This is a genomic window from Flavobacterium psychraquaticum, assembly GCF_034497725.1.
Lineage (GTDB): Bacteria > Bacteroidota > Bacteroidia > Flavobacteriales > Flavobacteriaceae > Flavobacterium > Flavobacterium psychraquaticum.
In genome coordinates this window covers 1-26,985 of the sequence record NZ_JAXKVR010000018.1, presented here as the reverse complement: position 1 = coordinate 26,985, position 26,985 = coordinate 1, and the positions used below count along the sequence as shown (strand labels likewise).

22 protein-coding genes are annotated in these 26,985 nt (G+C 34.6%); 18 read left to right on the top strand and 4 right to left on the bottom strand.

The genetic code is table 11. From position 1 onward, the window contains the following. Positions 1 to 45: 45 nt before the first annotated feature. The 4 genes from T1L09_RS00910 to T1L09_RS00895 form a co-directional block, all read right to left on the bottom strand. Positions 46 to 2,436: a GumC family protein gene (locus tag T1L09_RS00910; RefSeq protein ID WP_322549055.1), complete on the bottom strand. Its 2,391-nt coding sequence runs from the start codon at positions 2,434 to 2,436 to the stop codon at positions 46 to 48. Between the two features lie 2 nt (positions 2,437 to 2,438). Continuing rightward, positions 2,439 to 3,125, bottom strand: a complete 687-nt coding sequence (locus T1L09_RS00905; RefSeq protein ID WP_322549074.1) for a polysaccharide biosynthesis/export family protein — start codon at positions 3,123 to 3,125, stop codon at positions 2,439 to 2,441. A gap of 132 nt (positions 3,126 to 3,257) precedes the next feature. Beyond that, positions 3,258 to 5,195, bottom strand: a complete 1,938-nt coding sequence (locus T1L09_RS00900) for a polysaccharide biosynthesis protein (RefSeq protein WP_322549054.1) — start codon at positions 5,193 to 5,195, stop codon at positions 3,258 to 3,260. A gap of 52 nt (positions 5,196 to 5,247) precedes the next feature. Beyond that, the gene (locus T1L09_RS00895) at positions 5,248 to 6,384 is read right to left on the bottom strand and encodes a DegT/DnrJ/EryC1/StrS family aminotransferase (RefSeq protein ID WP_322549053.1); all 1,137 of its coding nucleotides are present in this window, start codon (positions 6,382 to 6,384) and stop codon (positions 5,248 to 5,250) included. 1,441 nt (positions 6,385 to 7,825) lie between these two features. On the opposite strand from T1L09_RS00895, the gene T1L09_RS00890 reads away from it, so the two are divergent. The 18 genes from T1L09_RS00890 to neuB all read left to right on the top strand — a co-directional run bounded on the left by T1L09_RS00890 (position 7,826) and on the right by neuB (position 26,499). Next, entirely contained in the window at positions 7,826 to 8,371 is a 546-nt protein-coding gene (locus tag T1L09_RS00890) for a DUF3575 domain-containing protein (protein ID WP_322549052.1), read from the top strand. A gap of 255 nt (positions 8,372 to 8,626) precedes the next feature. Further along, the gene (locus T1L09_RS00885) at positions 8,627 to 9,508 is read left to right on the top strand and encodes an ABC transporter permease (protein ID WP_322549051.1); all 882 of its coding nucleotides are present in this window, start codon (positions 8,627 to 8,629) and stop codon (positions 9,506 to 9,508) included. Between the two features lie 644 nt (positions 9,509 to 10,152). Then, complete coding sequence (locus T1L09_RS00880) at positions 10,153 to 11,412, top strand: ABC transporter ATP-binding protein (RefSeq protein WP_322549050.1); 1,260 nt, start codon at positions 10,153 to 10,155, stop codon at positions 11,410 to 11,412. 29 nt (positions 11,413 to 11,441) lie between these two features. After that, positions 11,442 to 12,656, top strand: a complete 1,215-nt coding sequence (locus tag T1L09_RS00875; protein WP_322549049.1) for a glycosyltransferase family 4 protein — start codon at positions 11,442 to 11,444, stop codon at positions 12,654 to 12,656. A 4-nt stretch (positions 12,657 to 12,660) separates the two neighbouring features. Beyond that, positions 12,661 to 13,737, top strand: coding sequence for a DegT/DnrJ/EryC1/StrS family aminotransferase (locus tag T1L09_RS00870; RefSeq protein ID WP_322549072.1), 1,077 nt, complete (start codon positions 12,661 to 12,663; stop codon positions 13,735 to 13,737). After that, positions 13,731 to 14,378 (top strand): acetyltransferase, encoded by a 648-nt coding sequence (locus tag T1L09_RS00865; protein ID WP_322549048.1) that lies wholly within the window; start codon positions 13,731 to 13,733, stop codon positions 14,376 to 14,378. Before T1L09_RS00870 ends, T1L09_RS00865 begins: the two co-directional genes overlap by 7 nt. Positions 14,379 to 14,380: 2 nt before the next feature. Then, positions 14,381 to 15,274 (top strand): glycosyltransferase family 2 protein, encoded by an 894-nt coding sequence (locus tag T1L09_RS00860; protein WP_322549047.1) that lies wholly within the window; start codon positions 14,381 to 14,383, stop codon positions 15,272 to 15,274. Positions 15,275 to 15,287: 13 nt separating this feature from the next. After that, positions 15,288 to 16,409, top strand: a complete 1,122-nt coding sequence (locus T1L09_RS00855) for a glycosyltransferase WbsX family protein (protein ID WP_322549046.1) — start codon at positions 15,288 to 15,290, stop codon at positions 16,407 to 16,409. A 2-nt stretch (positions 16,410 to 16,411) separates the two neighbouring features. After that, on the top strand, positions 16,412 to 17,314 hold the full coding sequence (locus tag T1L09_RS00850) for a glycosyltransferase family 2 protein (protein ID WP_322549045.1): 903 nt from the start codon (positions 16,412 to 16,414) through the stop codon (positions 17,312 to 17,314). Positions 17,315 to 17,496: 182 nt separating this feature from the next. Continuing rightward, positions 17,497 to 18,489: a glycosyltransferase family 2 protein gene (locus T1L09_RS00845; RefSeq protein ID WP_322549044.1), complete on the top strand. Its 993-nt coding sequence runs from the start codon at positions 17,497 to 17,499 to the stop codon at positions 18,487 to 18,489. Between the two features lies 1 nt (position 18,490). Beyond that, on the top strand, positions 18,491 to 19,666 hold the full coding sequence (locus T1L09_RS00840; RefSeq protein WP_322549043.1) for a glycosyltransferase family 4 protein: 1,176 nt from the start codon (positions 18,491 to 18,493) through the stop codon (positions 19,664 to 19,666). Continuing rightward, entirely contained in the window at positions 19,667 to 20,821 is a 1,155-nt protein-coding gene (locus tag T1L09_RS00835) for a glycosyltransferase (RefSeq protein WP_322549042.1), read from the top strand. 128 nt (positions 20,822 to 20,949) lie between these two features. Further along, complete coding sequence (locus T1L09_RS00830) at positions 20,950 to 21,651, top strand: NAD-dependent epimerase/dehydratase family protein (RefSeq protein WP_322549041.1); 702 nt, start codon at positions 20,950 to 20,952, stop codon at positions 21,649 to 21,651. A gap of 3 nt (positions 21,652 to 21,654) precedes the next feature. Then, positions 21,655 to 22,581, top strand: a complete 927-nt coding sequence (locus T1L09_RS00825; protein ID WP_322549040.1) for a polysaccharide biosynthesis protein — start codon at positions 21,655 to 21,657, stop codon at positions 22,579 to 22,581. A gap of 1 nt (position 22,582) precedes the next feature. Further along, positions 22,583 to 23,614: a glycosyltransferase family A protein gene (locus tag T1L09_RS00820; protein ID WP_322549039.1), complete on the top strand. Its 1,032-nt coding sequence runs from the start codon at positions 22,583 to 22,585 to the stop codon at positions 23,612 to 23,614. A 2-nt stretch (positions 23,615 to 23,616) separates the two neighbouring features. Continuing rightward, positions 23,617 to 24,705, top strand: coding sequence for a glycosyltransferase family 4 protein (locus T1L09_RS00815; protein ID WP_322549038.1), 1,089 nt, complete (start codon positions 23,617 to 23,619; stop codon positions 24,703 to 24,705). Further along, positions 24,702 to 25,370 (top strand): acylneuraminate cytidylyltransferase family protein, encoded by a 669-nt coding sequence (locus tag T1L09_RS00810; RefSeq protein ID WP_322549037.1) that lies wholly within the window; start codon positions 24,702 to 24,704, stop codon positions 25,368 to 25,370. The genes T1L09_RS00815 and T1L09_RS00810 overlap by 4 nt, the downstream gene beginning before the upstream one ends. A gap of 88 nt (positions 25,371 to 25,458) precedes the next feature. Next, a complete protein-coding gene (gene neuB, locus T1L09_RS00805; RefSeq protein WP_322549036.1) occupies positions 25,459 to 26,499 on the top strand; it encodes an N-acetylneuraminate synthase in 1,041 nt (346 codons plus the stop codon). Positions 26,500 to 26,985: the final 486 nt, after the last annotated feature.

Below are 26,985 nucleotides of genomic sequence, written 5' to 3'. Positions count from 1 at the left end.
TCTTTTGAAGGGCTATCGCTTTGTTATCGTATCAATTGGTAGCGCTTAACTAATTCGAAACCAGCTTTTAACGCGTTTGTAAAACGAAGATTTTTCTTCTGCGTCTTGGCCATAGCCGTATCCATAGCCATAACCGTATCCGTATCCTTTTTTGGTGTCGGTATCATTAATTAAGATGGACATATTTGGGAGTTTTTTATCCACATACAATTGTTGCGGTAATGTTAACATGTTTTTCTCTAAATAATTGGCTCTAGTGATGTAGACGAAAGCATCCGCTTGCTGCGCAATCAATAAAGTATCGGTCACCAAACTAACAGGGGCTGTATCTACAATTACATAATCAAAATCTTTTTTCACCGCTTCAAAAAGTTCATTTACTTTTTTGCCCATTAGCAATTCGGCAGGATTTGGCGGAATGATTCCAGCAGGTAGTACATAAAAATTCTCGTAACCGTCCATTTTCTTCACATAATCCGTATACGGTTTGTCTGATTTATCGGATAAGAAATTGGTTACTCCTTGCTCAGGCACATCCAAATAATCATCAAGTTTTGGATTACGAATATCCATCCCCATAAGCAGCACACGCTTTTCAGACAAGGCAATAGTGGCTGCTAAATTTACAGATATAAAAGTTTTACCTTCTTTAGGGAAAGTTGAGGTTAAGAAAATCAGCTTCGCACGGCCGTCGGGTACTTCGTTTAAGATAAAGTTTAGATTCGTTCGCACAATCCGCAGGGATTCGGCAGTATTCGTGCGACTGTTCGCCGCCACCACACGCTCCTCACTGTCTGCCGCATGCGGTACATCGCCTACAATAGGAATAGTAGTTGCTTTTTCAATGTCGCCTTTGTGTTTTATTTTGGTATCCAAAAGGAGCAGCAAGTAAATGATTCCCGCAGGAATCAATAGCCCTAAAACAAAAGCACCTAATAAGATTATGTTGCGTTTAGGCGCAATTGGCTGATCGCCTGCAGATGCCGCGTCAATTACTTTAGCATTAGGTTCCGTAACCGCCAAACTGATTGCTGTTTCTTCTCTTTTTTGCAGTAAATAAGAATAAATAGCATCTTTAATGGACTGCTTTCTGAAAATCTCTTTGAATAATTTTTCTTGCGTGGGTACTTTAGCCAGCTTTCCACCTAATAAATTTTGCTGACGGTTTAAATCTCTTTTAACAATGTTTAAATTCGCCAACGACTGGTTTAAATTGGCTTCAATATTTTGTTTGATCGCATTTATTTTTTGATCCAATTGCACAATTACTGCGTTTTTCGGACCGGCACTAACCGCTTGTTTATCACGTTGTAATACCAAGGCGTTGTACTGTTCGATTAGTGGTGAAGCACTACTTTCAGTTGATAAAATAGTAGCGGGTAACAAATCAGCAGTAGTGGCTTTTTTATTATATGCTTTTAGGGTTTCTAAAATATTAATTTGCGTTTCCGTTTCAATGGCCTTTTTTTCAAAAGCACTAGCATTTTCCCTAAATATAGTAGCCTCAGTAGCTAAATCGACTAAGTTGTTTTCCTTTTTAAAAGTCTCGACTTCTGCTGTAGCACCTTCCAATTCTTTTGCAATTAAGTTCAGACGTTCTTCAATAAAACTCGAGGTGTTTTGTGCCACATATTGCTTGTCTTTAATTGCTTCTTGGTTGTAGAGGGCAATTAAAGTATTTAAAATGTCTTCTGATTTTTGAGGCACTGCATCGGTAAGGGAAAGTTCCACGACACTAGTATTTTTTCCTAAGGTGGCAATACCAAGACTTGCTTTATAACCCGCAGCGATATTTTTGATCGGTTTTAACTGAAAGTTTAAATTATAATTTTCACTAGAAGTGCCTTTTGGTGCTTTGGTGACCGTGATGGCGCCAACCTCTTTTAATTTGATTAGTTCATCATAGGAAAAAGTACCTATTTTAACTTCAGTGGCATCAAATAAATCAAATTGTTTGGGGCTAATTTCTTTAATGGAAAAGGTGCCGCCTTTTTGATTTTGATTGGATACTTTGTCTTTTAACCATTGAATTGTAATTGGGGTATTTTTGTAAAGTTCACTGGTTTTTACGGTTCCTTTACTGAAAAAAGCGACATCCAACTGTAAGGCTTCAACGGTTTTTTCCATTAAGGTTCGCGAACGTAAAACTTCTACTTCGTTCTCCACATTGTTTTTCACCCCAGCCATATTCGTGAGCTCTGAAAAGGCAGCTAACTCCGAAGGCATTCCGCCACGACGGTCATCTTTTACCTGAATAATAATACTTGCACTATAATAAGGTGTTGCATATCGAAGGTACAAAAATGCAATTGTTACGGTAGTTAGGACAGCGACAACAAATGCTTTCCAATTTAACAAATAAGGCCACAACAGTTCTTTAATAGTAAAGTTTTCGGTGTTGTCTTGTAGGTTAGCATTCGGATTTTGACTGTTCATTATTATCGAGTAGTTAAAGCTAAAATTGTTATTAGTAGTGAGATAGCCGAAATCCCAACGGTTAAATTGGGTCCCACTACGGAACTGTTGATTTTGGTTTTATTAGGCTCTACATAAATCACATCATTTTGCGCCAAATAGTAGTAAGGCGATGCCGTTAGATTGGGATCCGTGAGGTCTAAGCGATGGGTTTGCGTTTGGCCGTCCCGCTCTCTAATTAGTAAAATGTTTTTTCGTTTGCCAAACACGGATAAATCACCAGCATTTCCAAGCGCTTCTAATATAGTAATGCGTTCGCTGGGCACCTGAATAGCTCCGGGTCTGGTAACTTCTCCTAGAACGGTAACTTTAAAATTTATTATTTTGATGAGCACCGTGGCATCTGCAATGTGTTCTTTTAGGGCGTTTTGCACCTTATTTTGCGCCTCAATTCGGGTTAAACCTCCTACAGCAATACTGCCAATAACGGGAAACACTATTGTCCCTTCTTTACTGATCAAATAAGACAATTGAATTTGCTGGCCAGCACCTGTACCACCATTTGAATTGCCTTGGGCCGTAACTGTTTGCAAGTTATACGGGATCGCAATTTCCGGATTAATAGAGGACACTACGATTAACAAAACATCATCGGGTTGCAGTTTTATTTCATAGTCGGCAGCTTTAGTGGTGGCGGTAGTGCCATTCAAATAAATGAAGTCGGACTTGGAAGCGCAACTGTTCAATACAGCAATGATTACCAGCAAACACGTGAGCAGGATTATTCTTTTCAAGGTCAATTTTTTTTTACAAATATAGTGTTCTTAGCAACAGTGGACAAATTATTTATCTAAATGCGCAAATACAGAATTTAAACTCTTGAATTCCGTAACGATTTGTTTCATAGCTTGTACCATTTCTACGTCTTGTTTTTCCATACGAACTAAGGCGTCAATGCTGGCTAAAACCGATGCATAGTCTTCTTCTCGTTCTTGGGAAATCATGATTTTTTCGTGGTGCGTGGGCAATGTCTTAGAGCAGTCGTTTAGCAATTCTTCGTACAGTTTTTCACCCGGGCGCAAGCCCACAATTTCTATTTTAATTTCCTTATCGGGTTCGTAACCGGCCAGTTGAATCATTTTTTTAGCCAAATCGATAATTTTAACGGGCTTGCCCATATCAAAAATATAAATCTCGCCGCCATTTCCCATTCCTCCCGCTTCGAGCACCAGTTGGCACGCTTCTGGAATGGTCATAAAATAGCGAATAATATCTGGATGTGTAATGGTGATAGGTCCCCCCGCTTCAATTTGTTTTTTAAACAACGGCACCACCGAGCCATTGGAACCCAACACATTTCCAAAACGAGTAGTGATGAATTTGGTTTGGGGTGCAAGTGCTTGGCGGTTTTTACAGTGTAAGGATTGCACATATTTTTCCGCAATGCGTTTGCTTGCGCCCATTACATTACTTGGGTTGACGGCTTTGTCCGTAGAAACCATTACAAACTTTTTTACTTGGTAGTGCAGCGCTAAATCAGCTAAGTTTTTAGTACCCAAGATATTCGTTTGAATCGCCTGCCAAGGATTTTCCTCCATTAAAGGGACGTGTTTGTAAGCGGCTGCATGAAAAACAGCGTCGGGGAGATGGGTTTTAAAAATGCGGTCTAAGACCGTTTTGTTGCGAATATCGGCAATAATATTGAATATTTCGGTGTCTTTTTTCAGGGCGATAATTTCCAAAGATATATCGCATAAAGGAGTTTCTGCTTGGTCAATCAGCAGTATTTTTTTAGGATTGAAAAGGATTACTTGTCGAACAATCTCGCTGCCAATGGAACCTGCGGCTCCTGTGATGACAACTACTTTTCCACACAATTCCGCAGCAACTTTTTGATTGTCTAATACGATGGGTTTACGTTCTAGTAAATCATTAATTTCAAAACTTTTAATTTGCTTGGAAATTTCTTTTTGGTTTTCGTAGTTCTTTACCACGGGAAGCGTGTATACTTTAATATTGTTGACCAAACAATCTTCCACCAAAGCCAATTTTTCTTTTTTCGAAAGCGTCCGTTCGGCAATGATAAATGCTTGTACTTTGTATGCACGTAACACCACAGCGGTCTTTTTAGTGTGGCTTAAAATCGGTAACCCTAAAATACTTTTAGAATTAGTAGCGGTCGATTTGTCCATGAAAGCCACGATTTTAAAGCGGGAGGGGTTCTCTGCTTGAATCGCATTTGCAATAGCAATTGCATGGGAATCGGCACCATAAATTATAGTGGGAATAGCGTCTTTGGATAAAAAGGAAAGCTGCAAACTTTCATAAACAAACTTGACAATGACCCTAAAAAAGAATAAAAAGGCAAACGATATTAAAAAGCTAAGGATTAACCCCGGCATTAAAAATATCTTTTTGTCCCACATCAAAAAACTACCATAATTGATTCCGACCAAAACTACAAAGGCCGAACTGGTAGAAAGAAATAACTTCATGGCGTCAATCGAACTACTGTGTCGGATGATACCCGCATACGTTTTGTAGTAAATAAAAAAACAAATGTTGACAAAAACAATTAAGACATTTCTTTCCAAACTGCTTAAAGTAGTGTGGAAATTAGTATGTAATTGCGTTAATAAAAGGAACGTAATAGCGTTAGCAATTATTAAAATTAAGGCATCGATAAGCACTACAATCCAGCGCGGCAAGTAGTTTAAATTCAGAAAGAGGTGCTTCAAAAAAGAAGGTGGACTGTAGGATTTGTTGCGGCTGTTATTCATAAAAATACGAATGGAATTACTAGTAAACTACTTGAACTATTGTAGGGCAACGTTAATTACTCCTGAAAAAACGAATCAAAACGTCTTTTATGCGGTCTAAATCAGCTGTTGTTAAATTAGATCCCGATGGCAAGCACAGGCCTTTTTCAAATAAATCGGCTGAAACGGTAGTGCCATAATAGGGATATTTTTCGAAAACAGGTTGCAAATGCATCGGTTTCCAGAGGGGGCGCGACTCAATATTTTCCTGTTCTAATGCCAAGCGTAGCGCTTCTCGTTGTTCAAACGAATTTAAGATGATTGCACTTAGCCAATGGTTAGAAAAATAAGCGGCATTAGGCTCTTTAAATACCGTGACGTCTGGATTGTCTTTAAAAAGCGCTTGATAGAAAGCATTCACAGCTCTTCGCTGCGAAACTCGTAAGTCAATTACCTCCATTTGACCACGTCCAATTCCGGCGCAAATGTTACTCATTCGGTAGTTATAACCAATTTCGGAATGTTGGTAATGGGGTGCGTCATCTCGCGATTGCGTGGCCCAAAAAACTGCTTTTTCTTTCTGTTGTGGCGTATTACAAACCAAAGCACCACCACCGGAAGTGGTAATAATTTTATTGCCGTTAAAAGATAAAGCGGCTAGCGGACCAAACGTGCCGCAGTTTTGTCCTTTGAAAGAACTGCCTAACGCTTCTGCACTATCTTCTAAAACAGGAATGTCATATTTTTGGGATACCGCCATTATTTCGGTCACTTGAAAAGGCATACCATATAAGTGTACGGCGATAATTGCTTTTGGTTTTTTACCCTTCGCCATGCGATCAATGATTGCTTCTTCCAAAGCAATTGGACATAAGTTCCAAGTAGCGCTTTCGCTGTCTATAAAGATAGGAGTGGCGCCTACATAGCGAATGGGGTTGGCCGAAGCCGAAAAAGTCATGCTTTGACATAGCACTTCGTCACCTGCTTCAACTCCTAACAAGAGTAGGCCTAAATGCAAAGCCGCGGTACCTGAACTCAAAGCAGCCACATGACGCGATTGCTTTAAATAGTGTGCGATAGATTCTTCTAAACCATTGACATTAGGGCCCAAAGGAGCTACCCAATTGGCATCAAAGGCTTCTTGTACGTATTTTGTTTCATTGCCGCCCATGTGAGGGGACGACAGCCAGATTTTAGGGAGTTGTTGCATTACTTTTAAGTAAAGATTTTAACACCGTAAAAGTAGTTAAAATAACTATAACGAATTGAAATAATCTTTTCAAAGGTTAAAATATCCGATGAAGTGTTTGTTTTGCTTGTTTAGGGGGTTGTGTGTTGTATGCTGTATATTGTATGTTGTAGGTTGTATGTTGTGTGTTGTATGTTGTAAGTTGTATGTTGTGGGTTGTGGGTTGTGGGTTGTGGGTTGTATGTTGTGTGTTGTAGGTTGTGTGTTGTAGGTTGTGTGTTGTGTGTTGTAGGTTGTGTGTTGTAGGTTGTCGGTTGTAAGTTTTATGTTGGCAAACTACTTCGACAATTTTGTAAGTTCCCCTTTGGGGGCTAGGGGGCTTTTCACAATTTTGTCATTTCGAGCGTAGTCGAGAACTTATAGAAACTTCGACTCCGCTCAGTCTGACAAGAAAATCTACCACAATTTTGTTATTTCGAGGACCATTGAGAACTTATAGAGACTTCGACTCCGCTCCCTCTGACACTTTTGTTTACCTAGAATTTTGTCATTTCGAGCGTAGTCGAGAACTTATAGAAACTTCGACTCCGCTAAGTTTGACATTTCTATTTACCTAAAAATTTGTCATATCGAGCGTAGTCGAGAACTTATAGAAACTTCGACTCCGCTAAGTTTGACATTTCTATTTACCTAAAAATTTGTCATATCGAGCGCAGTCGAGAATTTATAAAAACTTCGACTCCGTTCCCTCTGACAAGAAAACCTACCCACAATCTTGTCATTTCGAGCGTAGTCGAGAATTTATGATAGCTTCGACTCCGCTCAGCCTGACACTTTTATTTATCTAGAACTTTGTCACTTCGAGCGCAGTCGAGAACTTCTGATAACTTCGACTCCGCTCAATCTGACACTTTTGTTTACCTAGAATTTTGTCACTTCGAGCGTAGTCGAGAATTTATGATAGCTTCGACTCTGCTCAGCCTGACACTTTTATTTATCTAGAACTTTGTCACTTCGAGCGTAGTCGAGAACTTCTGATAACTTCGACTCCGCTCAGTCTGACAAGAAAATCTACCACAATTTTGTCACTTCGAGCGCAGTCGAGAACTTATAGAAACTTCGACTCCGCTCCCCCTGACACTTTTATTTACCCACAATTTTGTCATTTCGAGCGCAGTCGAGAATTTATGATAGCTTCGACTCCGCTCCCTCTGACACTTTTGTTTACCTAGAATTTTGTCATTTCGAGCGTAGTCGAGAACTTATAGAAACTTCGACTCCGCTCAGTCTGACAAGAAAACTCACCAACAACCTAGAACCAACAACCTAGAACCAACAACCTAGAACCAACAACCTAGAACCTAGAACCTACAACCTACAACATACAACCTAAAACCCACAACCTTCCAACACAACTGGCTTTTTCTCCATTGTTTCCTATATTTGTCAAAAATCAGCAGTAATGAAGTTTGTTTTTATAGGTTTTAGTTTTTTGTGCTTCGCTTTAACGTACGGTCAAAATCGTATTAGCGTGAATGGGACCACATTGGCCGGTTTTCCTGGGGTTGGTTATGAGCGCCTTATAGCATCGCATTACAGTTTTCATGTTGATGCTTTCGGTTCAGCTTTTAACAGCTATCACAACATGCCGCTGAAGTTTTTAAGTATCACACCAGAAATACGTTGGTATGCCAAACGGAAAGGTACGGGATTCTACTTGGGTGCACATATAGGCGGAAGTATCTTTGAACTCCAGAAATACAATTATCAAAACACCAATTTATACCAAAAAGGGTTGGCCTATCAATTGGGCGTAAGCGTGGGCTACGTCTATCCAATTTCGGAAGGTATTGCACTTGAAGCTTTTGTCGGAGGAGGTTCGGTCCAAAGTTTTTATAAAGGCTATGATACCACCACAGGAAATCGGTATGATGGTGCAAAAAAGTTTAATAAAAGTGGCGAATGGCTGCCCTATCGAGGAGGCGTGACCGTGATTTTTTTGTTGTAGTGTGGTGGTTGAGAGTTTGGGGTTTTAGGTTTCAGGTTTCAAGTTTCAAGTTTCAAGTTTCAAGTTTCAGGTTTGAAGTTTCAGGTTTGAAGTTTGAATTGTGTTGGAAACTACAATTCGTTATAAGTTGCGCTCACTTTTACCATTTACTGCCCACTGCCCACTGCCCACTGCTTGCTAAAAACTTTCGATATTTTACTTGTCCACTACTCAAAATAGTGTATTTTTGAGAGCTCAAAGGAAACCCCTATTTTTATGCCCAAAAACGTACACACAGCAACGGATCAAAAACCGATTGCTAGCCAAGAATGGGATGCTGTGATAGAAGCCAAGCACTCACTTTTTGCCATTAACTTTAAGGAATTGTGGCACTACCGTGACTTGCTGGTTTTGTTTGTACGACGCGATTTTGTTACGGTTTACAAACAAACGATTTTAGGCCCGTTGTGGTTTTTTATTCAGCCTATTTTAACCACGATTACGTTCACCATTATCTTTGGTAATGTAGCCCAATTGTCTACCGATGGCGCACCCAAAGTCGTGTTTTATATGGCAGGTATTACCCTTTGGAATTATTTTTCCACGTGTCTAACCGCTGTTTCTGGCGTCTTTAATACCAATGCAGGCATTTTTGGTAAAGTCTATTTTCCGCGATTAATTATGCCGTTGACCATTGTAATCTCCAATTTAATGAAGTTTGGCGTACAGTTTTTACTGTTTCTGTGCTTTGTAAGTTACTTTGTGGTGCAAGAGCAAATTCATCCCAATTTGTGGGTGTTGGCCTTGCCTTTGGTAATTGTATTAATGGCCTTAATTGCCATGGGAATTGGTTTGATATTATCGTCCATGACCACCAAATACAAAGATTTGAATCAGTTGATATCTTTCGGTATGCAATTATTTATGTATGCCACACCCGTAATTTATCCGAGTTCGGCTATACCGCCAGCTTACCAATGGGTTGTAAATTTGAATCCGCTAGTCAGCTTGTTTGATTACATGCGTTTTGCATTTTTAGGAGTAGGATCCTTTACTTTGTCCGATTTTATTTTTCCTACTGTTTTTTCGGTAGTGATTTTGTTTTTTGGTATCTTAGTGTTTAATAAAGTACAGAAAACTTTTATGGACACGGTGTAGTAAGCCTCCCCAGTCCCTCCGAAGAAGGGGAGTAGATTGCGGAAGTAGATTAGGTTGAAGACCGTGTGATTAAAGTTTGATTATAATACTCTTATTCCGTTGGGAATCTTTTAAGAAGTTGTAAATTGTATGTTGTAGATTGTAAGTTGTATGTTCTAGGTTATCAGTTAATTATTAACTAATAGTTTTAAAAAAAATCATCCACAATCTTGTCATTCCGTAAAGAATCTTTTAAGAAGTTGTAAATTGTATGTTGTCGGTTGTATGTTATCCGTTAAGTAGTAACTTAAATGCCTTATATGTTTAAAAAAAATCACCCACAATCTTGTCATTCCGCAAGGAATCTTTTAAGAAGTTGTCGGTTGTTTGTTATCAGTTTAGTATTAACTTAGAGGCTTTAAAATAAAGAGTATTAAAATTCTTACCCGATCATGAAAGTGTGAATTAACGAATTAAATCCGTGTTGCTTTTTTTTAAAATTAATGTAGAACACAGATTGGAAAGATTGAACAGATTTTTAAAATTTCACTTATCTGTAGTGCTTTTTGAAGTTGAACTATAAATAATGAAGTGTCACTTCGAGCGGAGTCGAGAACTTATGATAACTTCGAATCCGCTCAGCCTGACAAAAAGAAGTAAAAAAAATGAGTAAAGTAGTAATAAAAGCAGAAAATATCTCCAAACAATACCGTTTAGGACTCGTAGGAACGGGGACTATCAAAGACGATATGAAACGTTGGTGGTACAACATGCGCGGCAAAGAAGATCCGTTTTTAAAAATTGGAGAAGCCAATGACAGAAGCAGCAAAGGCGAAAGCGATTACGTGTGGAGTTTGCGCGACATCAATTTTGAAATCAATCAAGGCGATTCTGTTGGAATCATTGGGCGTAATGGTGCTGGGAAATCTACTTTATTAAAAATATTGAGTCAGGTAACCCAACCCACTACCGGAAAAATCTATACCAAAGGCCGAATTGCTTCGTTATTAGAAGTAGGAACTGGTTTTCATCCCGAAATGACGGGCCGCGAAAATATCTTTTTGAATGGTGCCATTTTAGGGATGCGCAAGCACGAAATTCAGCGTAAATTGGATGAAATTATTGCCTTTTCAGGCGTAGAACGTTACATCGACACGCCGGTCAAAAGATATTCCTCCGGAATGTACGTACGCTTGGCATTTGCGGTGGCAGCACATTTAGAATCCGAGATTTTAATTGTAGATGAGGTGTTGGCTGTTGGCGATGCGGAATTCCAAAAGAAGTGTTTGGGCAAGATGAATGATGTGAGCAAAGGAGAGGGTAGAACGGTTTTGTTCGTGAGTCATAATATGGCGGCGGTCAGAAGTCTTTGCGAAAAAGGGATTGTACTTGAAAATGGTTTGATAAAATATAATGGAAATACAGAACTAGCTTTAGATTTTTACAATTCACAAAGTGACAGCGCAGCATCTGAAGTTAATTTTGCAAGAAATGAAGCACGAGGTAATGAAAATGCAATTATTAAATCGGTAAAGGTATATTCCGAAAGTGGATCTAATTTTATAGAAGAAGATGTTTTTGTAGAAGTCATATATGAAAACCTACTAATAACGCAAACTTTGAATGTTTCCTTATCAATATTTGATAATAAAGATAATTATTTGGTTGCTTCTCCTAATTTGGATAGAAAAGAGCTTAAAAAAGGAGTCTATAAAAGTGTATGTAAAATCGAAAAGAACACATTTAATAACGGCAAACATTTTTTTACGGTTTTATTAATTGGAAATAATTTTGAACTTATTGCAGAGTTAGATAAAGTTGTTTCCTTAGAATTAATTGAAGAAGGAAGCCGAAGGGGGAGTTTTTATGGTCACTGGAGCGGTTTAGTAAGACCTTACTTTAATTGGAGCAATTCAGAAATTTAATTCTTAGAAATAATTTAAGGACAAGTGCAATGATACTTTATAAACTTAGGAGAAAGGTAAGAAAGAAATTTGAAAGGTTGTTTTTAAAAAAAAGATTTTTTAAAAGCTATCATAAATATGATTTATTAATTTATGACGACATTTTCCCGCATCCTATTTCTGGTTTTAGATATGAAGAATTTAGAATAGTATTAGAAGCGTTTCAGAATTCTAAAATTATTTTAGAGCCGATTTCTTATCCTATTGTTGGTACAACCATTGATTTGCATAAAACGCATGTTGTAGAATTTAAAACAAAATTTCCCTATGCAAAAAATAAACTTGTAAATGCAGAAGGAGCAATAAACGTAAACACTAAATTGTTTTATTGCATTTTTTTAAATAATATTTATGATAATTTAGAATGGTTAGAAAAATATAAAATACCCTTTGTTTTCACACTATATCCGGGTGGTGGATTTCAAGTGGAAGATGATTTAAGTAATCAAAAATTAAAGAGCGTTACTGCCTCACCACAATTTAGAAAAGTGATAGTGACTCAGCTTTATACAAAACAATATTTGATTAAAAATCAATTTTGTGAAATGGATAAAATTGAATATATTTTTGGTGGTGTTGTGCCTCAAGTTTCATTAAATACCAATTTAAAAGCCAAAATAAATTACCCAGAAAAAGATACATTTGATATTGTTTTTTGCGCGGCTAAATATATGCCGAAAGGTTTAGATAAAGGCTATGATGTTTTCATAGAATTAGCACATAGCTTAATTAAAAAATTTGATTTTGTTCGGTTTCATGTGGTTGGAGGTTTTAGCAAAGAAGAAATAGAGGTCAGTTTATTAGATAGCAATATTACATTTTATGGGTATCAAAAGTTTGAAGATTTAGCTGCTATTTATAAAGGAATGGATGTTATCTTATCGCCTAACAAGCCTTTCTTTTTAGGCAAAGGAGCTTTTGATGGTTTTCCATTAGGCACAGTAGTAGAAGCGGTCTTAAATGGAGTAGTCGCGCTAGTCACGGATCAACTGAAACAAAATACCGTCTTTGAAGAAGGAGAAGAAATTATTATAATAAACGATAATGTGGATGCAATTGAAAAAATAATAATAGATTTGATTGAACAACCGAACAAGCTAAAGACTATAGCGGAGCAAGGAAGAAAGAAATTCTTAAAAATTTATTCAAATGAGTACCAAATGAATCCTAGAATACAATTGTTAAGAAATGAAATTGAAGAATAATAATATGATTAACGTAACCAAAACATTTTTTCCTCCTATAGAAGAATATCAAGAACAATTGCAACGCATTTGGAAAAACCAATGGTTAACCAATCGTGGAGCATTGGTAGTAGAATTAGAAGAAAAGTTAAGGAATTACCTTTCGGTGGATCATATTCTAATAACTAATAACGGTACGATTCCGTTACAAATTGCGTTGAAATTATTGGGTAATGGAGGCGAAATCATCACCACACCTTTCAGTTATGTGGCCACCACTGCTGCCATAATATGGGAAAATTGCACACCCGTTTTTGTGGATATTCACCCAGAATACTTAACGATTGATGAAACTAAAATTGAGGCCGCAATTACGAATAAAACAACAGCGATTTTAGCCACCCATGTTTTTGGTAATCCTTGCCATGTGGAAGCTATTGAAGTTATAGCTAAAAAACACAATCTAAAAGTCATCTACGATGCCGCACATGCTTTTGGCGTAACTTATAAAAATGAATCTATTTTTAATTTTGGCAATGTCAGTACGTGCAGCTTTCATGCTACCAAGTTATTCCACACCGGCGAAGGCGGTGCTTTGTTTGCGAAGGATGCCGATTTACAACACCAATTATTTTACAGTCACAATTTCGGACACAACGGTCCCGAAGCTTTTCACGGTTTAGGTATCAATGCTAAAATATCGGAACTGCAAGCGGCTATGGGATTAACGGTTTTGCCGTATATGGAAACTATTTTGGAAAGCCGAAAAAATGTAGTGGCATATTACAACCAGCACCTGAATTTTAAAGAATTAAAAACAATTAAAATAAGAGAACATACCGAATGGAACTACAGCTATTATCCAATAATTTTTGAAACAGAAAGCCAGTTGCTGCAGGTTCAAAAAGCCTTGAATGCAACCAATATTTTCCCAAGACGTTATTTTTATCCTTCTTTGAATACGATTTTTTATGTGAAAGGAGCAGCAATGCCCGTTTCAGAAAGTATTGCTTCTAGAATATTGTGCTTACCTTTGTATGCAGGTTTGGAAACAAGTGACTTAGAACAAATAGTACATTTAATAAATACGAAGATATGTTAATAGTTGGTGCTAAAGGATTCGCCAAAGAAGTATTAGAAGTATGCTATCAGTTGCAACAACTAGAGCACTTAGTTTTTTTTGATGATGTAAATGCAGATGCACCAGCTCTTTTGTACAACCAATTTCCTGTTTTAAAAAGCATAGAAGAAGTTGCCTTATATTTTAAAACAATAGATGCAGCCTTTACGATTGGAATTGGAAATCCAAGTTTGAGGAAAAAATTAGTTCATAAATTTGAAGCTATAGGGGGTATTTATACCAGTACCATTAGTCCATTCGCTACTATTGGGCATTTCGGAACTACTATTGGCGCAGGTTCGAATATTATGACTGGTGCTATTGTCTCAAATGATGTTACCATTGGAAAAGGATGCCTTATTTATTTTAATTCTGTAATTACACACGATTGTATAATTGAAAATTATGTTGAAATTTCACCTAGTGTAAAAGTTTTAGGGAGGTGCAAAATTGGGAGGTATACGCAAATAGGTTCTAATGCTACGGTTTTGCCAGACATTATTTTAGGTGAAAACGTTATTGTTGGAGCAGGTTCCGTAGTAACAAAAGATGTACCGGCGAATTGTTTAGTAGTGGGTGTACCAGCAGTGATAAAAAAAGAAGTACCAAAATTAATACGGTAGCGATGAGCCAAAAACCAAGGGTTAGTGTAGTGATGATAACTTACGGTCATGAGAATTATATTCGCCAGGCTATTGAAGGTGTTTTGATGCAAAACTGTGATTTTGACGTAGAATTAATTGTGGCTAACGATTGTTCGCCTGATACTACAGATTGCGTTATTAACGACATCATTCAAAAGCACCCCCAAGGCAATTGGATCATCTATCATAAGCATCCAAAAAATTTAGGGATGATGCCAAATTTCATTTTTGCATTACAACAAGCTCAAGGGGAGTATATTGCTTTATGTGAAGGTGACGACTATTGGACAGACCCTTACAAACTCCAAAAACAAGTTGATTTTCTAGAAGCGCATAAGGAGTATGTGTTATGTTTTCACAAAATAAAAATTCTACAACCTAATGGCGAATTTGTTGATGATTTTATTACAAAAGTTCCGGAAAACTATGAAAATCAAGAAACGTTAGCGCGTTTAGGAAACTATATTCATACGCCTTCTGTGGTTTTTAGAAATGTAATTAAAGAGTTTCCACCCGAGTTTTCTTTAAGCCCGATAGGAGATTATTTTTTGTATTTACTATTATCTGAATACGGTAAGTTAAAGTACAGCGAAGATGAAATGGCGGTATACAGAGCGGGAGTTGGTATTTTTTCTTCGCAAACCGATATTAAAATTCAAAGTATGATTATTAAACAATATGCTTGCATATTATCATATTTAAGGAATGAAAAAATAAATAATATTATTTTACAACGTAATTTTGATATTGTTAACGGAAATATGATGACCTTTCAAAAGGAATTATCAAATAATGCTTTAGCCAAAAAGAAATCCTATTTTGATTTGATTAAAATCATAATCAAAAAAATAACGAGATATAAAATAAATCAATAAAAATATTTGTGTTTTGATTAATAAGAAAATAAAACCCATAGCCATATATTTACCTCAATTTCATCCCATTCCAGAAAACGATGAATGGTGGGGAAAAGGTTTTACAGAATGGACTAATACAACAAAAGCAACGCCAAGATTTAAAAATCATTATCAACCGCATTTACCGGCCGATTTAGGTTTTTATGATCTAAGGTTAGAAGAAGCAAGATTAGCTCAAGAAGCTTTGGCTAAATCATTTGGTATATATGGTTTTTGTTATTACCATTATTGGTTTAATGGTAAACTTATCCTTAATGAACCCTTGGATAGAAAAATGGCAAATAAAAAAGAAGATTTACCCTTTTTTATGTGTTGGGCTAATGAAAATTGGACAAGAACATGGGATGGTGGAGAAAATAAAATTCTTTTAAAACAAGACTATTCAATTGAAGATGATAGGAAGCATATTATTCATTTAATATCATTCTTTAAAGATGACCGTTACATTAAGGTTAACGGAAAACCTGTTTTTATAATTTATAGACCTAAGTTTTTTCCAGATATGGAAAAAACAATTTCAATTTGGAGAGAGGAAGTAAAAAAAGCTGGTTTTGAAGATTTATATTTAGGCTTTTCTCAAAACGCAGAACATCAATATGAGCCTACTTCTAAAGGGTTTGATTTTGCTTTTGAATTTCAACCAGATTTTAGTAATGTTCCTGAAAAAAAAGAAATATTTATTATAAGAGCATTAGTAAAATTTAATCAAATTAAACGTAGGATTTTAAGAAGGTTAGGTTTTAATGTTGTAGCAAAATCAAAGGTATCTGATAAAGATATGATTTATGATTATGAAGAATTTACAAAACTTCAAATGGGTAAAAAATTCATAAAAAATGTATACCCAGGTATAACTCCAATGTGGGATAATGCTGCCAGAAGAAAAAAGAAAGCCTTTATATTAAATAATTCTACACCTCAAAAGTTTCAAGTATGGTTACGACACATACATAATGCCTATCCTTGGAGTCAAATGCCCGAAAAATTCCTTTTTATAAATGCTTGGAACGAATGGGCAGAAGGCAATCATTTAGAACCTTGTCAAAAATGGAAATCACAATATTTAGAAGTAATTAAGAAAGTTCTTAAATAATTATGCTAGCCATCATCATACCATATTATAAACTCACTTTTTTTGAGGCCACTTTACAATCGTTAGCCAATCAAGCGGATAAACGGTTTAAGGTTTATATCGGTGATGATGCTAGCCCAGAAGATTGCACTTCATTGTTGGAAAAATTTGAAGGAAAATTTGATTTAATTTATCATCGTTTCGAAACTAATTTAGGAGGTACTAGTTTAACACAACAATGGGAGCGTTGCATAGCGCTTTCTAAAAATGAGGAGTGGTTACTTATTTTAGGCGACGATGATGTATTAGGAGAAAATTGTGTAGCTAATTTTTACAATAATGAAATTGAAATAAGAAATAGTACAGCAAATGTAATCCGTTTTGCTTGTAGCGTAATTAATACAGAAGGGGCAGTTTTTTTAGGACCTTATTTTCATCCAAAATTAGAGTTGGCTTCAGCTTTTTACTGTAGAAAAGTTAAAAATTTAACCAGGAGTTCACTTTCTGAATATCTATTTAAAAGAGAGGTTTTTAATAAACATAAATTTGTTAATTATCCCTTAGCTTGGCATAGCGATGATAAAGCTTGGTTAGATTTTTCAGAGAACAAGCCTATTTATACCATCAATGAGGCGTTTGTTTATGTGCGTTTTTCAACAATTAATATATCGGGTAAACAAGATAATATTCCGCTAAAATTAACAGCTACTTTTCAATTTTATACGGATTTGTTGAGAGATAAAAAAAATGTTTTTACTTCAAAACAAGTGCTTACCCTTTTGATGGCATTTGAAGTAATTGTAAAAAAACATCGAAAACTTACATTAAATGAATGGAAGTTTTTGTTTAAATATTATTTTCTCACTTTTAAAATAATTCCATTTTCAAAGTTTATTAGACGTTTTTTAATTAGTAGAAGTACTTAAAATACAAAATTTTTTTAGCATTATAAAGAAAAGCATAATATTGTAATTGATTGAAAATGTTGTGTCGACCCACTAAAATCGAATCCCAAATTGTTTACTTCTACTTTAGCAATTAAATACTACTTAATAATTAGGAAAAGAAAGCAACTTTTCCCATTTTTGTTCCGATAAATACAAACGATTTGCAACCACTGGTTTCCATAATTATTCCCACGTTTAATAGCAGTAAGCACATAAAGGCAACTTTAAATAGCGTGCTTTCGCAAACCTATTCGAATTGGGAATGTATTTTAGTAGATGACGGTTCTGAAGATTTAACCGAAACGATATCTGTTAATTATCAGGAAAAAGACAATCGTTTTAAACTCAACAAACGACCAGAAGATTTGCCAAAAGGACCTTCTTCGGCACGAAATTATGGCGTCTCACATGCCAAAGGCGATTATCTTATTTTTTTAGATGCCGATGATTTGTTAGCTACTACTTGTTTAGAGAATCGAGTAGCACGATTTAAACAAAATCAAAATTGTGATTTTTTAGTGTTTCAAATGGAACGTTTTCTTAACGAACCTGATTTTTCAAAAAAAGAAATTGATATTGTAAGCAATCCAAATGAAATTTTGAGGTTATTTGTTAATTTACATTGTGTTTGGCAAACGACCGCTCCAATTTATAAAAAGAATTTTTTCTTAAAAACAAATGGTTTTAACGAATCAATGAATGTATTTGAGGATTACGAATTGGCTATTAAATCAATGGTTAAATCCAATAAATTTTCTGTTTTTCAATCAATTGACTATTATTACCGCAACGATCTTAATTACAAAGAGAAGTACATTTCTACAGAAGTTAAAACCAGAATGGTTAAATGTTTTACAGAATTGTTATTGAGTTTGGTTACCGTCATGCAACATAACGAAGAGAGTGCGTTTATAAACAAAGACATAAAAGACTATTTTGTGCAATCCTATAAAACGTTTTTTCGTTTTACCATTTTAGAAAACAGCCGCGCTTTTCAGGAAGATAATAAGAAAATAGTACATTTGTTGGCAGCTCATGCTTTTTTGGACAGTAAAACGGCTTTCAAATTCTTTTTGGCAGATCGTGTTTTGTTGCCTTTTGCAAGTATAAAAGGAAGTGGTGTTTCAAGAATCATTAAAAAACTATATAACTAATATGGCAGATTTTAGCTTTCAAAATAAAACAGTAGTTTTTATTATTAAAGTATGTTCTTTAGCAGGAGCAGAAAGACAAGCTTTGGGATTAGCAGCGTTTTTAAAAGAAAAATATAATTGTAAAATTCATTTTATCGCAACACATTCTAACGAACAAACAGAGGAATTTAGAAAGTTTGCATTATCATGTGGAGTAGATAAAATTGAGTATTATGGTGTTCCATCATTAGCGATTAGAAAAGGTTATACTTACACTAATTTAAAAAAGACGATTAGGGCATTAAGATATTTGTATATGGTTAAAGCTGAAGTAAAAAAAATGAAACCAGATGTAATAATCCCATATATGAATTTTGCATCAAAATTAGCGGCTTTAATTTATAAAAGTGTAGGGGCTAAATACACTTTTTGGCATGAATTAGGTGAAAGTGACAACTATTACTATGATGAATTGGAAAAGAAAGCAGTAAAGCAAATTCCGTTTTTTTGTGCCAATGCAAAAGATGGTTTCAATACGTTTATAGAAAAATATAATGTTAAAGAAGAAAAATGTCATTTATTAACTCAATATGTTTCATTTAAAAGAGTTGATTATGATAATAATACAACAAGAGAAGAATTTAAGATCCCTAAGAATAAGTTGATTTATGGAATGATTGCTCATTTTAGAGACCAAAAACATCCTGAATTATTGATGGAAGCTTTTAGTAAAATGGAAAATAATAGAAATGTTCATTTATTGTTTTTGGGAAATAAAGATAATGATGCAGATACTCTGTCCAAATATAATAGCTTAGTTGCACTGTCTGAAAATCTTGGTATTAAAGATAAAGTTTCGTTGCTTTCAGGTGAATCAGTAGAAAAAATATTAAGTGTTCTTGATGTTGGAGTTTTAGTTTCAGAATTTGAAGGCGCTCCAACTGTTTTAATGGAGTATATGATGTATGGCAAACCAATTATTGCAACTAACCATGTCGGTTGTAAATTATTAATGGAAGAATCGGAATTTTTAGTTCCTAAGAATGATGAAAATACTTTAAGAGAAAAAATGATTACTTTATATGAAGATGCTAATCTGAGAGAATCTATTGGGAAAGAGCATTTAGAACTTGTAAAAAAATATAGTTTAGAAAATTATTGTCTTAGACTGAAAGAATTATTTGAAAAATATTCTTAAATGAAAATCCTATTTGTATCTATGCCTTCGCTTCATGCGGTTCGTTGGATTGAAAATCTAAACGCATCTGGGCATCAATTGTATTGGTTTGATGTGTTAGGGAAAGGAAAATTACACACAAAAATTTCCATTCAGCAAATTACAGATTGGAAAAAAAGGAAAGTACCTTATATTAAAGGAGAATACTTTTTACAACGAAAATTCCCAGGTTTTTATACCACTTTACAACCTTTCTTAGAAGTAACAGCTAATGAGAAATTAGCACAAATTTTAAATAAAATTCAACCAGACTTAGTACATAGTTTTGAGATGCAAAGTTGTAGTTATCCCATCTTAGAAACGATGCAGAAATTTCCAAAAATCAAATGGTTGTATTCCTGTTGGGGTAGCGATTTGTTTTATTATCAAAATCAACCGCAACATCTGTCGAAAATTAAATCAGTTTTAAGTCGGATTCAATATTTGCACACTGATTGTGAACGAGATTTTACCATAGCACAAACGCTAGGTTTGAAAGGCAAACACACGGGTGTTATTCCGGGTGGAGGTGGTTTTCATTTGGAACAGTTGCTACCCTATTCACAACGACCATCAGAACGAAAAATTATTTTAATTAAGGGTTATCATCATAATGTAGGCAGAGGTTTGATACTGGTAAAAGGGGTACAAAGAATTCAGGAAAGTATTCAAAAATTAGGTTTTAAAGTAGTAGTTTTTGGAGCACATCCTATTGTAATCGATTATATTAAGGAAAATAAATTACCTTATCAAGTGTTCGACCGTCATGGATTAGCTCATCACGATTTGTTACGACTTATGGGAAAATCAACCTTATATTTAGGAAATAGTATTTCAGATGGTATGCCCAATACGCTATTGGAAGCGATTTTTATGGGCGCTTTTCCAATTCAGTCGAATCCAGGAAATGTAACTGCCGAAATTATAACCGCAGGTGAAAATGGTTTTTTGATTGAAAATCCAAATGATGACAACGCTATTTCAAATCTAATTATTAAGGTTTTACAGCAACCCGAATGGCTTCAAAAAGCATTTGAAATCAATCAAAAAATCGCAAAAGAACGATTAGATTATGCAGTTAATCAACAAAAAATAGTAGCTTTATACCAACAAATTGAAAATGAAGTAAGCGAGTAGGTTTTAATCCAATTTAGTTGAGAAAAAATATAATTTTATACTATATAATTGTATATAGATCAAAAAAAATGAATTAAATTTTAATAATCTGATACATTTTTTTAAATAAATCTATTGTTTTAATTAATATGAAAACAGCTATTACAGGAGAAAAGGGTTTTATTGGTATTCATTTAACAAATTATTTTAGACACATTCTAAAATATGAAGTTGTTGAGCTTGGTAGAGATTACCTCAGCATACTTTCTGATTTAGACGAATTAGATTGGTTAATTCATGGTGCTTTTTTACATAGAAGCTCTGATTCAAATGAAATTTTAGAAGAAAACCGAAAATTAACATTAGCTACCATTGAGGGTTTAAAGAAAAATAAAAAAAAGGTTAATGTGGTTTTTTTATCTTCCATTCAAGAGGATTTAAACACTCCATATGGTAATGCTAAAAAAGAATCAAGAGAATTGTTGCAAATATATTGTTCAGATGTTAAAAGTAAATTTGTTTCCTACAAGTTGCCTAATGTGTTTGGTAGGTATGCTCAACCTAATAAAACATCTTTTATTGCTACTTTTTGTTATAATCTGCACAATAATTTAGAGGTCAACTACAATAATAACATTGTAAAATTAAATTATGTAGATAGCGTAGTTGCTCTAATAGGTACATTAGAAGAAAAAGAGATTAATTACACTGAAATTTCAGTTGAGGAGGTGTATTTTAAGTTACTAGAATTTAGAAAATTGGTTAATTTGAATCAATTTCCAATTTTAAATGACGAATTAGAATTACATTTGTTTCAAACATATTTAGATTATACTAATTATAAAGTTTAAAAAGTGAGATTATTTATAACGGGTGGAGCAGGTTATTTAGGGAAAGAAATTGTAAAAAGATTTTATAGTGAAGCTGAAATTACGATTTATAGTAGAGATGAAGCCAAACATTATTATTTAAAAAAACAATTTCCTAAAATTAGATGTGTTATTGGAGATGTAGCAGATTTTAATTTGATGAACAAAGCAGCGAAAGGAAATGATTATGGCATTTTTGCAGCTTCATTAAAACAAATTGAAGCGGTAGATCAAAATGTAGAAGTAGCAGTTAGAACTATTATAAACGGAGCAATTAATTCAAGAAATGTTGCAGAAGAAAATAATTTCAAAGCAGCATGTTTTATTTCTTCTGACAAAAGTAGAGCAGCTACAACTTTGTATGGGTCTATGAAATTTATAGGTGGAGAAGCTTTTATTGTAAATGCAGAGAACTCCAATGTGAAATTAACTACTGCTATATATGGTAATGTTTTAAATTCAACGGGAAGTATTATTCCATTAATTTTAGACTCTATACAGAATAAATATCAATTGAAGTTGTATTCTCCAGAAATGACTCGTTTTATGATTGATGTAGAAGAAGCCGTAACTTTAATTAAAAATGCATTTGAATTTACAGGATTTAATATCATTCCTAATATTCCTAGTTTTAAAGTAAAAGATCTATTCGAAATATATCAAGAAGAGTTTGGGTTAAAATATACTGAGGGAATTCCTCGTATTTCAGAAAAAATCCATGAAATTATGATTTCAAGAGAAGAAGTTCCACGTACTTATCTGGATAAAAATACAAATTTATACATGATGCATTACCATAATATCTATGATAATGATACGGTAGCTTTTGATGAGTTTTCTAGTGAAGATGTTGTAGTGTCTAAAGAGAATCTTTATAAGAAATTAAAGGATAATAACTTTTATCTAAAATAAAATGCGAATAGGTTCTAATCCAGAAAAAAACAATAGTAATATTGAAGTGCATAACTATCATAGAGTTATTGTGCCTGTTTATATTCCAAATTTTGAAGGTTACTTCAAAGAAGCATTTGAAGTCTTTCAATTGTGCATAGAATCTTTATTAGCAACAGTTCATAGTAAGACAAGAATTACTATTTACAATAATAATTGCCATGAAAAAGTTAAACAATATATTGATGAAAAATATCAGTCATCAATTCTAATCGACCAAGTTTTTCACTCTAAAGAAAATTTAGGAAAAATTAATGCCATTTTAGCTGCTGCAAAAGGAAATTTGGAACCACTTATTACCATTACAGATGCTGATGTTTTGTTTAAGCACAATTGGCAAAATGCAGTTGAAGATGTTTTTTGTGGGTTTCCAGAAGCAGGTATGGTAAGTCCAGTTCCTAGTAGTAAAGCTTATGGGAATTTTACGGCTAATAACTGGATTTATGGTTTAATTAAAGGAAAGATTTATTTTGATAATGTAACTGATACTTTAGCATTAGTAAGATTTGATGATAGCTTAGGAAATAGCTATAGACTTTATAAACCAATTCATTTAAAAAAATATTTAGTAATAAGAAATAAAAAGAAAAACTGCGAAGCAGTTATGGGCTGTGGTCATTTTGTAGCTACAATGCGAAGAGAAGTATTTGATAAAGGTACAAATGAGCCAGCTTTTATAAAAATACAGCATGGTGTAGAATCTAAATTTATTGACTGTCCAAATGAAGATTTAGGTTTTTTAAGATTAGCTACAAAAGACAATTTTGCCTATCATATGGGTAATTCAATTGAAGAATGGATGAATACCGAGTTTGATACTTTAAAAGATGTAGAAAGAAATAGGTCAATGGATGCAAAATTTTTTAAAACTAATTTCAAAAAAAATACTTTTAAAATAAGGATTGGTAAGATTTTAAATTTTCTAATTCTAAAACAACCGATAAAAAAAATATTATTTAAACGATTTGGATTGAGTTCAAAATTTGAATATTAATTATGACGAAAGTAATTTTAATTTCACAAATTCCATTACCGTACTCAAAAATTGGTAGTTGGTCTACAATATATGACAATTATTTAAAAACTGAAAATGAAGTTGATATAATTATTTGTCCATACACTAACAATCAATATCAAGATAAAAAATATTTTTTTTTAAAAAACAACGGTAGTTTAATCTCGAGAATTTTAAAGAAATTAAAATTGCAACTTCCCTGGCATCAAACTATCACAACTTTAAAAAAAGCAATACAGTCAGAAAGTAATTATATTATTCATATCATTGACAACTTTGGTCTTTGTATGGCATTGTCATCCTACTTAGAAAAGAAAGGCATTCGTGATAATTTTTACATTCATTATTTTTATCACGGCTTTCCTTTTTTTAAAAATGAACAATTGTACAGCAAAGTGGATGAACTTACTTTGCTAACTTATAAAAGTTATGAATCAATTAAAAAAAATGTAAATACTTTTCCTTGTCGTATTTCTATTTTACACAATGGTATTGATACTTCAAAATTTTATTCACTATCAACTCTAGAGAAGCAAGATTTGAAAAAATCGTTTCAATTGAATCATAAAACCATTTTTGTATGGTGTTCTCAAGATCGTCCTAAAAAAGGTTTGCATATTATTTTGGATGCATGGCAAAAAGTTTATGCCAAATATTCAAATGTGGAATTATTAATTATTGGTACGGCTAAAAAGCAAGATTCACCTGGTATTAGTTATTTAGGTCGTATACCGAATAGCAATTTGGCTCGATATTATCAAATGGCAGATGTATATTTGTTTTCAACGTTGTGTCAAGAAGGTTTTCCTTTAAGTTTAACAGAAGCTTTGCATTGCGGTTGTTATTGCATTGCCTCTGCATTAGGTGGTGTTCCAGAGGTTTTAGAATATGGTAAATATGGTAAATTAATAGAAAATCCAAATTTTATTGATGAATGGGTTATAGCAATTGAGAATTATTTAAAAGGTGATCATGAGAATTTACCAATTCCGAAAGAATTATATTCTAAAGAAGTTTGGAATAAAAACATGAATCAATTAATTCAAAATACAAAAGAAAATTTCAAATGAAAACCATCGCCATCATCCCTGCACGAGGCGGTTCTAAAAGACTGCCTAACAAAAACATTCAGTTATTGGGTGGAATTCCACTAATTGCCCACAGTATTTTGTTTGCCAAAAAACATTCTTTTATTTCAGAAGTCTATGTTTCCACAGATGATGAAGCGATAAAAAAAGTAGCCTTGCACTACGGAGCGGTAGTTATCGACCGACCCGCAGCACTTTCAGGCGATTTGGAACCTACGGTTTCAGCCTTAAAACATGTTTTAGAAACCATAGAGGAGGATGTTGAAAACTTAGTTTTATTACAAGCCACCAATCCATTAAGACCAGAGAAAATGTTGGCGGAAGCTTTTCAAATTTTTCAAGAAAAGAATTGCGACAGCTTGTTTACCGTTTCTCAAAATCGGCACAAATTGGGAAAAATAAACCACAATAAATTCGAACCTTTTAATTACACCATCGGTCAACGAAGTCAAGATTTAGAACCTTTGTATTATGAAAATGGCTTGCTCTATATTTCAAAGGCCGAATTAATTTTAAAAGATAGTATCTTTGACGAAGCTGGTTTTCCTTTTGAAGTAAATCATATTTTTGCATCAGTCGATATCGATACGCAGGAAGACTTTGAATATGCAACCTATTTGTTCAACAAAAAAGTAAAGAGTGATTAGGAAAAAAGAACTAATTACCCATAACCCATAACCTACAACCTACAACCTACAACTTACAACTTACAACCTACAACTTACAACAAAAAAAATGAATCCCTACATAGAAATAGCCGGCCGAAAAATAGGTCAAGATTTTCCGCCTTTAGTCATTGCGGAAATAGGAATCAACCACGAAGGTTCTTTACAAGTAGCCAAAGAAATGGTCGATGCTGCGCATAGCGCAGGAGTGGAAGTAGTAAAACACCAAACCCATATCGTGGCCGATGAAATGAGTGCGGCAGCTAAAAAAGTAATTCCGGGTAATGCCGATGTTTCCATCTATGAAATTATGGAACGTTGTGCTTTAAACGAAGCCGATGAACTGGCACTAAAAAACTATGTAGAAAGCAAAGGGATGATTTTTATATCAACCCCTTTCTCTCGTGCCGCAGCCGAACGCTTGAAAAAATTTGATATTCCTGCTTACAAAATTGGTTCCGGCGAATGCAATAATTATCCCTTATTGGAGCATATTGCTTCTTTTGGAAAACCTGTTATTCTAAGCACCGGAATGAACACCATTGAAAGCATAGCAAAAGCAGTCGCTATTTTTGACAAACACAAGATTCCAGTTGCCTTATTGCATACGACCAATTTATATCCAACCCCAATTCATCTCGTACGATTTGGCGCCATGCTAGAAATGCATCAAGCATTCCCTGATAAAGTATTCGGTCTTTCAGATCATACGTTAAACAACAATGCTTGTATAGGAGCGGTGGCTTTAGGAGCCTCTATTTTAGAACGTCATTTTACGGATCGTATGAACAGAACGGGTCCCGATATTGTTTGCAGTATGGACGAAAATGCGTGTAAAGAATTAATCATAAACAGTGCCGAAGTGGCTCAAATGCGTGGGGGTACAAAAAAACCGGCAGCTGAAGAACAAGTAACCATCGATTTTGCTTTTGCAACGGTTTGTGCTATTGCGCCTATTCAAAAAGGAGCAATACTAACCAAAGAAAACATTTGGGCAAAACGACCAGGAACCGGAAAAATTTTAGCTGAACATTTTGATTCGTTATTAGGTAAGAAAGCTACAAGAGACATTGCAAATGATGAGCAATTGGATTTTACTGATTTTGAGTAGTTAAGGCATTATTACATAATCTTATCAAGACAGACTGTTCGATCTGAAAACATTGGCGTTATAATAAAATCTTAAATTTAGTAGTCTCTGTTAGGTCTAGTCGTATGCACTGTACTGTCAGGTCGAGCTCGCTTGTGCTGAGCTTTGTTGAAGTATCGAGACTTTTTTAATCCATCTCGACTCCCTTTCGACGTGGCTCAAGACAGGCTACTCGATATGACAGAGAAGTAGTTTTTATGCTATGTAATTTCACTATTATTATTTAAAGCTAGATTTTGTCAGGTCGAGCGGAGTCGAGACTTCTCAAATCCATCTCGACTCCCTTGCGACGTGGCTCAAGACAGGCTAATCGATCTGAAAATGTGTTGCTTGATTCAAAAACTTACAACTACTATTCTGTCAAGTCGAGCTAGCCTTTGCTGAGCTTTGTCGAAGTATCGAGACTTTTTTAATCCATCTCGACTCCCTTTCGACGTGGCTCAAGAC

Coding starts and splice junctions, on each gene's coding strand:
- T1L09_RS00880 (WP_322549050.1), top strand. CDS start 10,153: ATGAGTAAAGTAGTAATAAAAGCAGAAAATATCTCCAAACAATACCGT.
- T1L09_RS00885 (WP_322549051.1), top strand. CDS start 8,627: ATGCCCAAAAACGTACACACAGCAACGGATCAAAAACCGATTGCTAGC.
- T1L09_RS00910 (WP_322549055.1), bottom strand. CDS start 2,436: ATGAACAGTCAAAATCCGAATGCTAACCTACAAGACAACACCGAAAAC.
- T1L09_RS00840 (WP_322549043.1), top strand. CDS start 18,491: ATGGCAGATTTTAGCTTTCAAAATAAAACAGTAGTTTTTATTATTAAA.
- T1L09_RS00865 (WP_322549048.1), top strand. CDS start 13,731: ATGTTAATAGTTGGTGCTAAAGGATTCGCCAAAGAAGTATTAGAAGTA.
- T1L09_RS00860 (WP_322549047.1), top strand. CDS start 14,381: ATGAGCCAAAAACCAAGGGTTAGTGTAGTGATGATAACTTACGGTCAT.
- T1L09_RS00890 (WP_322549052.1), top strand. CDS start 7,826: ATGAAGTTTGTTTTTATAGGTTTTAGTTTTTTGTGCTTCGCTTTAACG.
- T1L09_RS00870 (WP_322549072.1), top strand. CDS start 12,661: ATGATTAACGTAACCAAAACATTTTTTCCTCCTATAGAAGAATATCAA.
- T1L09_RS00875 (WP_322549049.1), top strand. CDS start 11,442: ATGATACTTTATAAACTTAGGAGAAAGGTAAGAAAGAAATTTGAAAGG.
- T1L09_RS00810 (WP_322549037.1), top strand. CDS start 24,702: ATGAAAACCATCGCCATCATCCCTGCACGAGGCGGTTCTAAAAGACTG.
- T1L09_RS00815 (WP_322549038.1), top strand. CDS start 23,617: ATGACGAAAGTAATTTTAATTTCACAAATTCCATTACCGTACTCAAAA.
- T1L09_RS00820 (WP_322549039.1), top strand. CDS start 22,583: ATGCGAATAGGTTCTAATCCAGAAAAAAACAATAGTAATATTGAAGTG.
- T1L09_RS00835 (WP_322549042.1), top strand. CDS start 19,667: ATGAAAATCCTATTTGTATCTATGCCTTCGCTTCATGCGGTTCGTTGG.
- neuB (WP_322549036.1), top strand. CDS start 25,459: ATGAATCCCTACATAGAAATAGCCGGCCGAAAAATAGGTCAAGATTTT.
- T1L09_RS00900 (WP_322549054.1), bottom strand. CDS start 5,195: ATGAATAACAGCCGCAACAAATCCTACAGTCCACCTTCTTTTTTGAAG.
- T1L09_RS00895 (WP_322549053.1), bottom strand. CDS start 6,384: ATGCAACAACTCCCTAAAATCTGGCTGTCGTCCCCTCACATGGGCGGC.
- T1L09_RS00830 (WP_322549041.1), top strand. CDS start 20,950: ATGAAAACAGCTATTACAGGAGAAAAGGGTTTTATTGGTATTCATTTA.
- T1L09_RS00850 (WP_322549045.1), top strand. CDS start 16,412: ATGCTAGCCATCATCATACCATATTATAAACTCACTTTTTTTGAGGCC.